Origin of the sequence: Methylobacterium persicinum (assembly GCF_022179525.1) — a bacterium.
Taxonomy (GTDB): Bacteria; Pseudomonadota; Alphaproteobacteria; order Rhizobiales; family Beijerinckiaceae; genus Methylobacterium; species Methylobacterium persicinum.
This window is the reverse complement of sequence record NZ_BPQX01000045.1, coordinates 14,586-29,437: the sequence shown is the minus strand read 5'-3', so window position 1 is coordinate 29,437 and position 14,852 is coordinate 14,586. Positions and strand designations below refer to the sequence as shown.

Sequence of the window (14,852 nt, the reverse complement as noted above, 5' to 3'; positions counted from 1 at the left end):
GATCGTCACGCTCAATAGCGGATCCTCGGATCGAGTATTGTGTAGAACAGGTCGATGGCGAGATTGACCAAGACGTAGGTGAAGCTGAACAGCAGCACGACACCCTGGATGACCGGATAGTCACGCCGCAGGATCGCATCGACGGTGAGCCGGCCGAGACCGGGAATGGCGAAGACCGTCTCCGTCACCACCGCGCCGCCGATCAGCAGGGCAATGCCGATGCCGATGACGGTGACGATGGGCACTGCCGCGTTCTTGAGAGCGTGGATGAACAGGATGTGGCGCTGAGCGAGGCCTTTGGCGCGGGCGGTCCGCACATAGTCCTGGCTCAGCACGTCGAGCATGGTCGCCCGGGTCACCCGGGCGATGAGGGCGATGTAGACGAGGCCCAGCGTCACCGACGGCAGGATCAAGTTGGACAGCCACGGCCACAGGCCCCGCGCGATGGGCGTGTAGCCCTGGACGGGCAGCCAGCCGAGTTGCAGCGCGAAGATGTAGGCGAGGATGTAGCCTACGACGAAGACCGGCACGGAGAAGCCCATGACCGCGAACCCCATGACGAACCGGTCGATCAGGCTGCCGGCCTTCCATGCCGCCAGGACCCCCAGGGGCACCGCGACGACGATGGCGAACACGAGGGTGACGAGCATGAGCGACACGGTGGGCTCGACCCGTTGCCCGATCAGCGTAGTGACGGGCAGGTTGGTGAAGATCGAGATGCCGAGTTCGCCGTGGAGAATGTGCCATGCCCATTCGCCGAAGCGCACCAGGAACGGCCGGTCCAGGCCGAGCGAGGCGCGGATGCGTTCGATATCCGCCGGCGTCGCCTGATCTCCCGCGATGATGGCGGCGGGATCCCCGGGCGAGAGGTAGAGGAGGCTGAAGACGAACAGCCCCACCACCGCCATCACCGGTATCGTGGCGAGGATTCGCCTAGCGATATAGCCGAGCATGCGAACCTCAGGTTTTCGAGACGCCCCAGATGAAGGGCAACGGTCCCTTCACGACACCCGAGACGTTCGAGCGCCACGCTTGGTAGCCCAGGAAGAAGCCGGTCGGCGCGTAGACGACACCGTCGAGGGCGGCTGCGTTGGTCTTGTCGATGGCGGCCTTCTCGGACGCGAGATCGGGCGCATCGAACCATTCGGAGATGCCGGCTTCGACCGCCGGCACGCTCGGCCAGCCGAACCACGCCTTGTCGCCGTTGGCGCGCACGGCCGGATAGCCTGCCGGATTGATGGCATCGGCGCCCGCGTGCCACGTGTGGAACATGTTCCATCCGCCCTGCGAGGGCGGTGCCTTCGAGGCCCTGCGTGTGCCCACCGTGCCCCAATCCGTCGCGACGAAATCGACGTTGAACCCGATCTGCTTCAGGAGATCGGCGGTGATGTCGCCCTGCGCCTTCGTGATCGGCTGGTCCTGCGCCACGATGCAGACCACCTTCTCGCCCTTGTAGCCCGCATCCTTGAGCATCTTCTGGGCGGCTTTGATATCGCCCTTGCCGACCTGCGCGCCGCCGGCTTCGCTGTAGAGTTCCGTGCCGGGGGTGAAGAAACCGGGCAGCGGCTTCCACAGCGCTTCGTCGTCGCCGACGATGGCGCGCATGTAATCCTCCTGGTTCATGCCCACGAGGACAGCCTGCCTGATCTTCGGATTGTCGAAGGGCGGGTGAAGGTGGTTCATCCGGAACGAGCCGACATTCCCCAGTGGGTCGGCGATATCGACCTTGATGTTCGCGTCCTTGCGCAACAATGGCACGAGATCGGGAATCGGGTTTTCCCACCAATCGACCTCGCCGTTCTGAAGCGCCGCTGAGGCGGTGGCGGCGTCGGGCATGATGATCCACTCGACCCGGTCGAGCAGCATGCGCTTGCCGCCCGCGAGCCACGAGGCCGGTTCGTCGCGGGGCTTGTAGTCCTTGAAGGTCTCGAAGGCGGCCCGCGCCCCGGGCACCCACTCCTTGGCCATGAACCGCATCGGCCCCGAACCGATATACTCGGTGATCTGCGTGAACGGATCCGTCTTGGCGATCCTCTCCGGCATGATGAACGCCCCGGGGACGTTGGTCTTGCCAAGGGCAAAAAGCAGCTTCGGGAAAGGCTTCGTCAGGCGCCAGCGGAAGGTGTTGTCGTCCACCGCCACCAACTCGACCTGAATGGCCTTGATCATGCCGCCGATGGGATCGCGCGCCATCCAGCGGTTGAGGCTCGCCACCACGTCCTTGGCCAGGACGGGCTCGCCATCGTGGAACTTCAGCCCAGGGCGAAGGCGGAAGGTCCAAGTCAAGCCGTCGGGCGTCATGTCCTCCGATCCGACCATCTGCCTTTGAGGCTTCAGGTTGGCATCGACGCCGTAGAGCATGTCCCACACCATCGCACCGGCGTTGCGCACGACGTATTGGGTCCCCCACACGGGATCGAAGTTCGCCAGGTTGGATTGCGGAACGAAGCGCAGAACCTTCGCGCCCTGCGCCAAGGCCGGCGTGGCGAGGCGGGGCGCCGCGAGGCCGGCGGCGCCGAGGGCGGCGGAGGTTTTAAGGAAGGTCCTACGGTCCATCATCCTCTCCAAGCCAAGGCTTTCCGCCTCATCGGGCAGCCCATCGGTGACGTCGGTCGTTCTTTGGGCTCGCGCGGCACCTCGTGCCGGACAGCGGCAAGCCACTGTGGCGACCGGCATCCGCGCGACGTTCGTTGACACGCCGGACAATCGACACTGCCGGGCTCGGCGCGAAGCTTCGCAAAGGCCGGGCCAGTGTCACTGCCGTCTTACTCCGCAGAAGCAGTCGGGGGTTCAGCTTACGCGGTGTGCAGCTTGGGTCCAGAGAGACCCGCTCAAAGCCGTGTTTCATCCCCTGGCAGCCGTATTGCCTTTTCGATAGGCAAGACATCGCCCCCACCGCCCCTCTTCCGCTGCCTGCTGCACGAGCAGGTTCCGGCATGGCCATTGCGACGCTGGCTATGCCGTATTCAAAATTCGAAAGGGGTTCGATGAAGCGACGTACGCTGATCCAGGGCGCAGGCGCCCTCATCGCCGGGACGATCTCGCGGCCGGCCCTCGTCCGGGCGGCATCCGCCTCGACCCTGCGCTTCGTGCCCTATGCGGATCTCGCGATCCTCGATCCGATCATCACCACGAACTACGTCACCCGCACCCACGGGCTGATGGTGTTCGATACGCTCTACGGCTTGGATACCTCCTACCGCGCTCAACCACAGATGGTTTCCGGCCACACGGTCGAGGATGGTGGCCTGACATGGCGGCTGACCCTGCGCGATCATCTCTTCTTCCACGACGGCACGCCGGTCCTCGCGAAGGATGCGGTGGCGAGCCTGAAGCGATGGGGGCAGCGGGATTCGTTCGGGAGCGCCCTCTTCGCGGTGGTCAACGAACTGTCGGCCCCCACCGACAAAGTGCTGCTGTTCCGCCTGAAGCGTCCGTTTCCTCTCCTGCCGGAAGCGCTGGCCAAGCCCGTATCCTATGTGCCGGTGATCATGCCCGAACGGCTCGCGGCCGTGCCGGCCACGCAGGCCGTCACCGAAATGATCGGCAGCGGCCCCTTCCGGTTCTCCGCGGAGGAACGGGTGCCCGGCTCCCTCACCGTCTACCGCCGCTTCGAGCGGTACCAGCCCCGGGAGGACGGCACCGCGAGCTTCACCGCTGGCCCAAAGGTCGCGCGGTTCGACCGGGTGGAGTGGCGGACGATCCCCGATGGGGCGACGGCAGCCGGCGCACTCCGTTCGGGGGAGATCGACTGGTGGGAGCAGCCTCTGGTCGATCTCGTCCCCGAACTGTCCCGGCAGCAAGACATCCGCGTCGAGTTGATTGAGACGGCGGGGCTGATCGGGCAGATCCGTCTGAATCACACCCAGCCGCCCTTCGACAATCCAGCGGTGAGCCACGCCCTGCTCACGGCCATCGACCAGGGCGAGATGATGGATGCGGTGGCCGGCACGGACCCCACCATCAAGCGTGGCCCGTGCGGGGTCTTCACCCCCGGCGGCCCCATGGCCTCCAAGGCCGGGATGGAGGCCCTGACCGGCCCGCGGGACCTCACGGTCGCGAAGCGCGCCCTCGACGCGGCGGGCTACAAGGGCGAGCGTGTCGTACTCCTCGCCGGCACCGACGTGCCCCGGATTTCCGCGATCTGCGAGGTGATGGGCGATGTCTGCCGCAAGCTCGGCATGAACCTCGACTACGTCGCGACAGATTGGGGAACGGTGAACCAGCGTATCCTCAACGCCAAGCCCATCGACCAGGGTGGCTGGTCGATGTTCGGGGTATTCTCCGGCGGCCTCGACCAGTTGTCGCCGGCCTATCACCTCGCCGCCCGGGGCAACGGCCGCGCCGGGATCCCGAGCTGGCTCTCCGACCCGACGATCGAAACTCTGCGCACGGCTTGGTTCGAAGCCCCGGACGAGCAAGCACAGCAGGCCCTCGCGGCGCAGATTCAGGCCCGCGCCCTGGAGGTGGGGGCCTATTTGCCCTGTGGCCAGTACTTCCAGCCGAGCGCCTACCGCCGCGACCTCACCGGCGTGCTGACCGGGCTACCCTTGTTCTGGAACGTCGGCCGGGCGGGTTGAGGCCGGATTTCCGGCTAGATCACCGAGCGTGGATAAGCCGAGGCAGTACGTCCACGCATCACCGTTTCGAGCAGCAAATAGAGTGCCAGTCTCATCATAAAATGGTGGGCGGTGACGGGCTCGAACCGCCGACCCTCTCCGTGTAAAGGAGACGCTCTACCAACTGAGCTAACCGCCCGGCGAGGGGCTCGATACGGCATTGTTGCGCAGGCGCGCAAGAGGCCATCGGTGCCGCCATGGGTGTGGCCCAACGGGGCCAAAGCGGCCTCCCCTATCCACCATACGAGAAAGCCCGGAACCACTTGGGCTCCGAGCTTTCTCAGGTCTCGCGCGTCGCAGCTTTAGTGGGCGACGAACGTAGCCCCTTCCTCGTCGGTCCGAGCCGGCTTCACCGGGGGAAGCGGCTCGTCCCACTCGATCGGCTCGGGCTTGCGCAGGAGCGCGCGCTCGAGGACCTGATCCATCCGGGAGACCGGCACGATCTCCAGGCCGTTCTTCACGCTATCGGGTACCTCGACAATGTCCTTGGCGTTTTCCTCGGGGATCAGCACCGTCTTGATGCCGCCGCGGAGGGCAGCGAGCAGCTTCTCCTTCAGGCCGCCGATCGGCAGAACCCGGCCACGCAGGGTCACCTCACCCGTCATAGCGATGTCGCGACGGACCGGGATGCCCGTGAGGGTCGAGATGATCGCCGTCGCCATGGCGATGCCAGCCGACGGGCCGTCCTTCGGGGTCGCCCCCTCCGGAACGTGGACGTGGATGTCGCGACGCTCGAACAGCGGCGGCTCGATGCCGAAATCGAGGGCGCGGGAGCGGACGTAGCTCGCCGCTGCCGAGATCGACTCCTTCATCACATCCTTCAGGTTGCCGGTGACCGTCATCTTGCCCTTACCCGGCATCATGACGCCCTCGATCGTGAGCAACTCGCCGCCGACCTCGGTCCAGGCAAGACCTGTCACCACGCCGACCTGATCGTCCGCGTCGATCTCACCGTAGCGGAACTTCGGCGGGCCGAGGAAGACCGGAAGGTTCTCCTCACTGGCCTCGACGGACTTCGCCTTGGTGATCAGGATCTCCTTCACCGCCTTGCGGGCGAGGTTGGAGATTTCCCGCTCCAGGTTGCGCACGCCGGCTTCCCGCGTGTAGCGGCGCACCAGCATCATCAGCCCGTCATCGGTGATCGACCACTCCTTCTTGTCGAGACCATGCTTCTTCATGGCGCTCGGAATTAGGTGCTTGCGGGCGATCTCGACCTTCTCTTCCTCGGTGTAGCCGGCGATCCGGATGATCTCCATCCGGTCCATCAACGGGGCCGGGATGTTGAGCGTGTTCGCCGTCGTCACGAACATCACGTTCGACAGGTCGTAGTCGACCTCAAGGTAATGGTCGTTGAACGTGGCGTTCTGTTCCGGGTCCAGCACCTCCAGCAGGGCTGCCGACGGATCACCGCGAAAGTCCATGCCCATCTTGTCGATCTCATCGAGAAGGATAAGCGGGTTGGACGTCTTGGCCTTCCGCATCGACTGGACGATCTTGCCGGGCATCGAGCCGATGTAGGTCCGCCGATGACCACGGATCTCGGCCTCGTCCCGGACGCCGCCGAGGGACAGACGAACGAACTCACGGCCCGTCGCCTTTGCGATAGACTTGCCGAGAGAGGTCTTGCCGACACCGGGAGGACCGACGAGGCAGAGGATCGGGCCGGTGAGCTTGTTCGCCCGCTGCTGCACGGCAAGATACTCGACGATTCGCTCCTTGACCTTGTCGAGGCCGAAATGATCCTCATCGAGGAGCGCCTGCGCGCCTAGAAGGTCCTTTTTGATCTTCGAGCGCTTGCCCCACGGGATGCCGAGCATCCAGTCGAGGTAGTTGCGCACGACAGTCGCCTCGGCGGACATCGGCGACATCTGACGAAGCTTCTTCAGCTCAGCCGTCGCCTTCTCGCGGGCCTCCTTCGAGAGCTTGGTCTTCTCAATCTTCTCCTCGAGCTCGGCCAGCTCGTCGCGGCCATCCTCGGAGTCGCCAAGCTCCTTCTGGATCGCCTTCATCTGCTCGTTGAGGTAGTACTCGCGCTGCGTCTTCTCCATCTGCCGCTTGACGCGGGTCCGGATGCGCTTCTCCACCTGCAGCACGGAGATCTCGCTCTCCATCAGCGACAGCACCTTCTCCAGGCGCTGGGCGACGGTGGGCGTCTCCAGGATGCCCTGCTTGTCGGCGATCTTGACGAGCAGGTGAGAGCCGATCGTATCGGCCAGCTTCGACGGATCGTCGATCTGGGTGACGGCGGAGACGACCTCGGGCGAGATCTTCTTATTCAACTTGACGTAGTTCTCGAACTCCGAGAGAACCGACCGGGCGAGAGCTTCTGCCTCGACCTGATCGCCCAACTCGTCATGGAGCGCCAAGGCGGTCGCCTCATAGTACTCGTCGGAGCGGGTGAAGTTCGCGATCTTAGCGCGGCCGACACCTTCCACCAGCACCTTCACGGTGCCGTCGGGGAGCTTCAGCAGCTGCAGCACGCTGGCGAGGGTGCCGATCTTGTAGATCGCATCCGTCGCCGGATCGTCGTCGCCGGCATTGATCTGGGTCGCAAGCAGGATGTGGCGGTCGGAGCGGACAGCCTCCTCCAGCGCACGGATGGACTTCTCGCGCCCCACGAAGAGGGGGACGATCATGTGCGGGAAGACCACGATGTCGCGCAGCGGCAGGACGGCATAGGAGCCCGTCGAGCCCGGAATGACCGGCTGGCGCGATTTCGACTGGGTCATATCGGAAACCTCATCAGGAATGCCGGGCTTGCGCCCCTCCGGAAATGGAGCGAACGCATGGACCCCGGCCGACCGGGCCGCGAGGGTCTGTAAAAGAAGAATATGCGGCTGGTGACGCGGTACCGAACCTCGAAGGAGCGTCCGGCCACCGCGCTTAGCCTGAAATGGAAGTTCCCCGGCTTCCTTTCAAGATAAACGGGGAAGCGGCCCGGCCATGCACCGGGCCGTCTTGAAGGCGTCAGGCGCTCACGCTGGCGGGCGCTTCTTTGCCGCGCTCGCCGTGGATGTAGAGCGGCCGGGACTTGCCCTCCACCACCTCCGGACCGATCACCACCTGCTCGACCGATTCCAGGCCCGGCAGGTCGTACATCGTATCGAGAAGGATGGTCTCCAGGATCGACCGCAGGCCACGGGCGCCGGTCTTGCGCTCGATCGCCTTGCGGGCGACGAGGGACAAGGCTTCGTCCTGGAACGTCAGGTCGACGTTCTCCATCTCGAACAGGCGCTGGTACTGCTTGACAAGGGCGTTCTTCGGCTCCTGAAGGATCTTCTTGAGGGCGGCCTCGTCGAGGTCTTCCAGGGTCGCCAGGACCGGGAGACGGCCGACGAACTCGGGGATGAGGCCGAACTTGAGCAGATCCTCCGGCTCCACCGCACGGAAGATCTCGCCGGTGCGGCGGTCGTCCGGGGCCTGCACGGTCGCGCCGAAGCCGATCGATGTGCCCTTGCCACGCTGCGAGATGATCCGCTCAAGCCCCGCAAAGGCGCCGCCGCAGATGAACAGGATGTTGGTGGTGTCGACTTGCAGGAACTCCTGCTGCGGGTGCTTGCGGCCGCCCTGCGGAGGCACGGAGGCCACGGTGCCCTCCATGATCTTCAAGAGCGCCTGCTGCACGCCCTCGCCCGACACGTCGCGGGTGATCGAGGGATTGTCCGACTTACGGGAGATCTTGTCGATCTCGTCAATGTAGACGATCCCGCGCTGGGCGCGCTCGACATTGTAGTCGGACGCCTGGAGCAACTTGAGGATGATGTTTTCGACGTCCTCACCGACATAGCCGGCCTCGGTCAGGGTGGTCGCATCGGCCATGGTGAACGGCACGTCGAGGATGCGGGCCAGCGTCTGCGCGAGCAGCGTCTTGCCCGAGCCCGTGGGCCCGATCAGCATGATGTTCGACTTCGCCAGCTCGACGTCGTTGTGCTTCGTCGCGTGGGCGAGACGCTTGTAGTGGTTGTGCACGGCGACGGAGAGGACCTTCTTCGCGAAGTCCTGGCCGATGACGTAGTCGTCGAGAACCCGACGAATCTCCTTCGGGGTCGGCACGCCGTCGCGGCTCTTCACCAGGGAGGACTTCGATTCCTCCCGGATGATGTCCATGCACAGTTCGACGCATTCGTCGCAGATGAACACCGTCGGGCCGGCGATGAGCTTGCGGACCTCGTGCTGGCTCTTGCCGCAGAACGAGCAATACAGCGTGCTCTTGGAGTCGTTGCCGCCAGACTTGCTCATATCGGTCTCCGATTCCCCACGTACGCTGCCGGCAAAGGGGCGCACGTCCATGTCATGAAACGTAAGGGGGGCTGCTTAAAGAAACAGTGTGCTGCGCGCCTTTGACCGCGTGGTCATATCCCCCGATGCAAACACGCTGCCGCGGCAGGATCAAGGCCGCGGCAGCGTCCATCAGCAATCAGGCCGCAGCCGGCTCGGGCCGCTTCTGGATGACCTCGTCGATCAGGCCGAACTCCTTGGCCGCGTCCGCGGTCATGAAGTTGTCCCGCTCCAGGGCCGTGTGGATGGCGTCGTAATCCCGGCCGGTATGCTTCACGTAGATCTCGTTGAGGCGCCGCTTCAGGGCCTCGATCTCGCGGGCGTGGATCAGGATGTCCGTCGCCTGACCCTGGAAGCCACCGGAGGGCTGGTGGACCATGATCCGCGCATTCGGAAGGGCGAAGCGGTGGCCTGGCTCACCGGCGGTGAGGAGCAGCGAACCCATCGAGGCGGCCTGGCCGACGCAGAGCGTCGTCACCGGGCAACGGATGAACTGCATCGTGTCGTAGATCGACAGGCCGGAGGTGACGACGCCGCCCGGCGAATTGATGTAGAAGGAAATTTCCTTCTTTGGATTCTCGGCTTCGAGGAACAGGAGCTGCGCCACGATGAGCGACGCGCCGTAATCCTCCACCGGACCGGTCAGGAAGATGATCCGCTCACGCAGCAGGCGAGAGTAGATGTCGAAGGCGCGCTCGCCGCGGCTCGATTGCTCGACAACCATCGGCACGAGGGCATTGTTGTAGACGTCGATCGGATCTCTCATCTCATCCTGCCCCGGGGGTGAGGCCCGGCGTCCGCCGAATCGCGGAACGCCGGGCATGCCAGCGAACAACGGCGATGCTTAAGCATCGCCTAAGGTGGTTGCCCGCTGCCCTGGGAAGGCGCGGGCTCAGTCTGCCGAATCGGCGTTCGAAGCCGGCTTCTCGCCGGTCGTCTCGTCTTCCTCGTCGTCGGCGAACAGGGCGTCCTTCGCGACGGGCTCTTCTACGACTTTGACCTGACCGAGGACATGGTCAACTACCTTTTCCTCGAACAGGGGGGCCCGCAGTTCCGCGAGCGCCTGCGCGTTCTTGCGGTAGAAGTCCCAAACCTGCTGCTCCTGGCCCGGGAACTGCCGCACCCGGGCGATGAGGGCCTGATTGACCTCCTCGTCCGAGACCTTGATATCGGCGCTCTCGCCGACCTGTGCAAGCACGAGGCCGAGTCGCACACGGCGCTCGGCGATCTTGCGGTACTCGGCCTTGGCCTTTTCTTCGTCGGTCCCCTCGTCCTCGAAGGTCTTGCCACGGGTCTTGAGGTCCTGCTCGACCTGCGCCCACACCGCCGCGAATTCCTGCGCCACGAGGGAGGGCGGCAGCTCGAAGGCGTACTTGCCGTCCAGGGCATCGAGGAGCCCCTTCTTGAGGCGACGGCGCGAGGCCGCCTCGTAATCACTGCCGATCGCCTTGGAGATGGCGTTCTTCAGATCGTCGAGGGACTCCATGCCCATCGTCTTGGCGAACTCGTCATCGACCTTCGCTTCGCCGGGCTGCTGGATCTTCGTGACGGTCACGTCGAACTCGGCATCCTTGCCGGCGAGTTGCTCGGCGCCGTAGGCCTCCGGGAAGGTCACCTTCACGAGGCGCTGCTCGCCGACCTTGGCGCCGACGAGCTGATCCTCGAAGCCCGGAATGAAGGTGTTGGAGCCGAGCTCCAGATCGATCCCCTCGCCCTTGCCGCCCTGGAACTCCTCACCATCGATACGGCCGACGAAGTCGATGGTGACCCGGTCGCCCTTCTCGGCGGCGGCGCCTTCCTCACGGTCGGCGAACGGACGGCTCTGGCCCGCCATGCGGTCGAGCGCCTCGTTCACTTCCTCGTCGGAGGGGGTAGCGACGAGCTTGGTGAGGCTCACGTCCGACAGGTCCGCAAGCTCGAAGCTCGGCATGACTTCGAGCGCCACCTTGAAGGCGAGGTCGGCCTTGGCATCGAGCGCCTTCTCGACCTCCTTCTGGTCGGAGGGGAACTCGATCTGCGGCTCAAGGGCGAGCTTCAGGTTGTTGTCGGTGACGATCTTGCGATTCGCCTCATTCACGGCGTTCTGAACCACGTCGGCCATCACCGAGCGGCCGTAGACCTTGCGCAGGTGGGCGACCGGCACCTTGCCCGGGCGGAAGCCCTTTAGCTGCACCTTGTCCTTCATGCCGGCGAGTTCGCTGGTCAGGCGCTCCTCGAGTTCCTGGGCGGCCAGCAGGACCTGATATTCCCGCTTGAGGCCCTGGGTGTTGATCTCGGTGACCTGCATCGTCGTCGCTCTTCCAGAATTCGTTTGGCGCCCCGCCCATCGAAGCCGGGTCGGGGTTCTGCGGCGGCAGGTGAGCGGGTGTCGGCAGGCACGGACGAACCATGCCGTCCCGGGCGGGCCTGGTGCGGGCGGAGGGGCTCGAACCCCCACGTCTTGCGACACTGGAACCTAAATCCAGCGCGTCTACCAGTTCCGCCACGCCCGCGCGCGCCGACAACCCGGCCCGTCGCCGGCCGCCGGAAGCGCGCCCTATAACACGCGCGGCGGCGGCCGCAGCAAAAAACTTGAAGCGCCGTCATCGCCGCCGCGCCGGTGGCGCCTCCGCCCCCGGGGGGCTATGGGAGCGGCGCTTCCGTCGATTACGAGGATCCATGGCCCGCGAGTTCACGCCGCAAATCGCCGCCGAGACGGAGGACATGTCCCGGACACCGGGTCGGGACGACGCCCCGCATCTTTCCCGGCGTACATTGGTCGGCGGCCTCGCGATTCTCGGAGTCACCGGCCCGGCGACGGCTCAGCCACAGACATCCCCCGTCGGGAAGCAACCTGCCCCGCCGGCCCCGGCGCCTGCGGGCGACGCGAAGCCCTTCACAGCGGCGCCGGGTAAGGCCCGTCTTCGACCGGAGCCCACTGCGGAGACGGCGGTCTGGTGCTTCGATGGCCGGAGCGCACCGCCCGTCCTGCGCATCACGCTCGGCCAGCCGGTCCGACTGATGCTCAAGAACGGGACCGACAAACCGCTCTCGCTTCACTGGCATGGCGTGCGCAACATCAACGCCATGGACGGGGTCGGCGGCGTGACCCAGGCCCCCGTCCCCCCCGGCGGCGAATTTCTTTATGCCTTCATCCCTCCGGATGCCGGCACATTCCTGATCCGCCCGCTCGTGGTCGGCGGGTCGAGCGAACCGGGCGGCCGGGGCCTCTCCGGCCTTCTCGTGGTGGAGGAGACGTCACCGCCTGCCGTCGATGCGGATCTCGGCCTCGTCCTCCAGGACTGGCGCCTCGAGCCCGACGGCAGCCTGATGCCCTTCGGGCAGACCGCCTTCGCCGCCGGAAGCGGACGGCTCGGCAACGTCGTCACTGTCAACGGCACCCCGATCCCCCAACAGGTGGAGGCGCGACCCGGCAGCCGGATCCGCCTGCGCATCGCCAACGGGTGCAGCGCCCGGGGAACGCGCCTTCGATTCGAGGGAGTGAAGGTTTTCGTCGCGGCGGTGGACGGCCAGCCCACCGACACGTTCGAACCGTTGCGCGCCACCCTGCCCTTCCCGCCCGGCACCCGTTACGACCTGATGATCGACCTCCCCGAAGAGGAAGGGGCCAAGGCGAGCGTGATCGCCCTGATCGGCCAGGGATTGACCCTCGCCAGCGTGACCACGAAGGGGCCGAAGCTGGCGCAGGCCCGCCCCGCGGTGAGTCCCATCGGCGAGAATAAGAAGCTGCCGGCCGAGGTGAAGCTTCAGAACGCCCTCAGGCGGGATATCGTCATCACCGGGGGGGCCTTCCTTCCGAAGGATGCCAAGGACAAACCCGCCCCCGAGCCTGTCTATACCGGCGATCCGCAGAAGATCTGGTCGATCAATGGCACGAGCGCGAATGCGGGGATGGCACCGATCTTTTCGGTGAAGCGCGGTCAGGTGGTTGTCCTCGCCCTGCGCAACGATACGGCGTTCCCGCAGGCCCTCCATCTCCACGGCCACTGCTTTCGCCTGCTCCACCCCCTCGACGACGGGTGGGAGCCCTATTGGCTCGATACCTTCCAACTGCTGGAGGGCCGCACCGCGCGAATCGCCTTCCTCGCCGACAATCCGGGGAAGTGGCTGATTAGCGCCACGGTACTGGAGCGCTTCGATACCGGCCTGTGGACGATGTTCGAGGTGACCTGACGCGCCGAAGAGTCCGGGCGACTGCGACGGCTTCAATGAGCCGTCGATCGTCGGCAAATCGGTTTTCCCCATTGGCGTCGCGCCATCGATGGAACGGGGCGACATGGAATCGAACCGTTGCCTGCACCGTGGCTGGAATGCCCCGGCGTCACTTTTCGTTAACCCTCATGTCGCCTGAATCCCGGCCGACACTCAGACACACTCGGCCCGAGGATCGTCAGCATGCCGCAACCCACGCCTGCCCACGGGATGATTCTCGCCCTCGGCCTCGTTGCCGGGTTGGCGGGAGGGCCGGCGCGGGCCGATTTCGATGGCTGTCTCGCGGGAATCCGGGCTCAGGCCGCGGCGGCGGGCGTGTCCGGTCGGGCCTTCGAGGCGGCAACAGCGGGCATCACCTACGACGACAAGGTCATCGAGCTGTCCCAGGCGCAGCCCGAGTTCAAGACACCGATCTGGGACTACATGGCCGCCTTGGTGGACGACGAGCGCGTCGAGGATGGGCGGGCCGCCATGCGTCAGCATGCCGACGCCCTCGCCCGAGCCGAGGCCCGTTACGGCGTCGATCGCTACACCATCGCGGCGGTCTGGGGCGTCGAATCGAATTTCGGCAAGAACCTCGGCAAGATGCCCCTGGTCCAGTCCCTGGCCACCCTCGCCTGCTCGAACAACCGCCGCCGGGACTTCTTCAGGGGCGAGCTGATCGCCACCCTCAAGATCATCGATCGGGGTGACATCGCACCCGAGCGGCTCACAGGCTCATGGGCCGGCGCCTTCGGGCAGACCCAGTTCATGCCCACGACCTACCAGCGCCTTGCCGTGGACGGTGATGGTGACGGGCGGCGGGACGTGGTCGACTCGGTATCCGATGCCGTCGCCTCGACGGCGAACTTCCTGCACGTGGCCAAGTGGCAGAACGGCCAGGTCTGGGGCTACGAAGTCCGTCTGCCGTCGGGCTTCAACGTGGCCGCCGCCGGCCGCCGCAACAAGAAGCCGGTCTCCCACTGGGCCGCCCTCGGCGTGACCCGGGCGGACGGCCGGCCGCTGAGCGGCGAGGGCCCGGCCGGGATCATCGCCCCGGCGGGGGGCGACGGACCCGCTTTCCTCGTCACAAAGAACTTCGACGCGATCTATTCCTACAACGCCGCCGAGTCCTACGGCCTCGCCATCGCCGTCCTCTCCGACCGGCTGCGCGGGAGGCCGGGCGTCCAGGCGGCATGGCCGACCGACGACCCGCCCCTGTCCCGGGCCGAGCGCCGCGACCTACAGGTTCGGCTCACCAGCATGGGCTACGATGTCGGCGAGCCCGACGGGAAGGTCGGCCAGAAGACCCGCGACGCCATCAAGGACATCGAACGCAAGCTCGGCATGCCCGCGACTGGCCGCCCCGGCGGAAAGGTCCTCGAGGCCCTGCGCCGCTAGAGCATTTCTGCCGAATTCGACGCCGGTTCGGCGTTGGAAAACGCAGCAGAAAAATTGATCCAGATGGGTGCTGCAAAGGTCTGGCGGCGACACTCATCGATCTGAGGGTGCCAGCCGGGGGGGGGGGGCGCTGCCGTCATTGCGAGCGCAGCGAAGCAATCCAGGGCCAGCGCCCCGTTGGTCGACGTTCCGCGTCCCTGGATTGCTTCGCTTTCCTCGCAATGACGACGAGGGTGTTGTCGATTGAGGAGAAGCCTCTGCTCCCCTGCGCGACTTTTGCGGCAGACCGCTGGAACGTATTCTCCCGACCCAAGATCGTGGAGAACACTCTTGCCCATCATCTTTCCCGCTTGCTGAGGCCGT

9 protein-coding genes and 2 tRNA genes are annotated in these 14,852 nt (G+C 65.6%); 3 read left to right on the top strand and 8 right to left on the bottom strand.

The features are described from left to right. Positions 1-11 precede the first annotated feature (11 nt). Together MFF22_RS18830 and MFF22_RS18825 are read right to left on the bottom strand one after the other, a co-directional pair. The gene (locus MFF22_RS18830) at positions 12-953 is read right to left on the bottom strand and encodes an ABC transporter permease (protein ID WP_238250850.1); all 942 of its coding nucleotides are present in this window, start codon (positions 951-953) and stop codon (positions 12-14) included. A 7-nt stretch (positions 954-960) separates the two neighbouring features. Continuing rightward, on the bottom strand, positions 961-2,556 hold the full coding sequence (locus MFF22_RS18825; RefSeq protein WP_238250848.1) for an ABC transporter substrate-binding protein: 1,596 nt from the start codon (positions 2,554-2,556) through the stop codon (positions 961-963). Between the two features lie 431 nt (positions 2,557-2,987). Here MFF22_RS18825 and MFF22_RS18820 point away from each other — a divergent pair, with 431 nt between their 5' ends. Further along, the gene (locus MFF22_RS18820; RefSeq protein ID WP_238250845.1) at positions 2,988-4,580 is read left to right on the top strand and encodes an ABC transporter substrate-binding protein; all 1,593 of its coding nucleotides are present in this window, start codon (positions 2,988-2,990) and stop codon (positions 4,578-4,580) included. Between the two features lie 102 nt (positions 4,581-4,682). Here the strand turns inward: MFF22_RS18820 and MFF22_RS18815 are convergent. From MFF22_RS18815 to MFF22_RS18790, 6 genes are all read right to left on the bottom strand, one after another. Then, positions 4,683-4,758: transfer RNA gene (locus tag MFF22_RS18815), tRNA-Val, on the bottom strand. A 163-nt stretch (positions 4,759-4,921) separates the two neighbouring features. Then, positions 4,922-7,348: an endopeptidase La gene (lon, locus tag MFF22_RS18810; RefSeq protein WP_238250837.1), complete on the bottom strand. Its 2,427-nt coding sequence runs from the start codon at positions 7,346-7,348 to the stop codon at positions 4,922-4,924. Between the two features lie 238 nt (positions 7,349-7,586). Continuing rightward, positions 7,587-8,858: an ATP-dependent Clp protease ATP-binding subunit ClpX gene (clpX, locus tag MFF22_RS18805; protein WP_238250836.1), complete on the bottom strand. Its 1,272-nt coding sequence runs from the start codon at positions 8,856-8,858 to the stop codon at positions 7,587-7,589. A 178-nt stretch (positions 8,859-9,036) separates the two neighbouring features. After that, positions 9,037-9,663, bottom strand: a complete 627-nt coding sequence (locus tag MFF22_RS18800; protein ID WP_238205655.1) for an ATP-dependent Clp protease proteolytic subunit — start codon at positions 9,661-9,663, stop codon at positions 9,037-9,039. A gap of 126 nt (positions 9,664-9,789) precedes the next feature. Continuing rightward, positions 9,790-11,184, bottom strand: a complete 1,395-nt coding sequence (gene tig / locus MFF22_RS18795; RefSeq protein ID WP_238250834.1) for a trigger factor — start codon at positions 11,182-11,184, stop codon at positions 9,790-9,792. Positions 11,185-11,304: 120 nt separating this feature from the next. Beyond that, positions 11,305-11,389, bottom strand: a tRNA-Leu gene (locus MFF22_RS18790). Positions 11,390-11,600: 211 nt separating this feature from the next. Here MFF22_RS18790 and MFF22_RS18785 point away from each other — a divergent pair. Both MFF22_RS18785 and MFF22_RS18780 read left to right on the top strand, forming a co-directional pair. Further along, positions 11,601-13,070 carry a multicopper oxidase family protein gene (locus tag MFF22_RS18785; RefSeq protein ID WP_238251019.1) on the top strand — a complete coding sequence of 490 codons (1,470 nt, stop codon included), beginning with the start codon at positions 11,601-11,603 and terminating at the stop codon, positions 13,068-13,070. Positions 13,071-13,319: 249 nt separating this feature from the next. Continuing rightward, the gene (locus MFF22_RS18780; protein ID WP_238251017.1) at positions 13,320-14,489 is read left to right on the top strand and encodes a lytic murein transglycosylase; all 1,170 of its coding nucleotides are present in this window, start codon (positions 13,320-13,322) and stop codon (positions 14,487-14,489) included. Positions 14,490-14,852 lie beyond the last annotated feature (363 nt).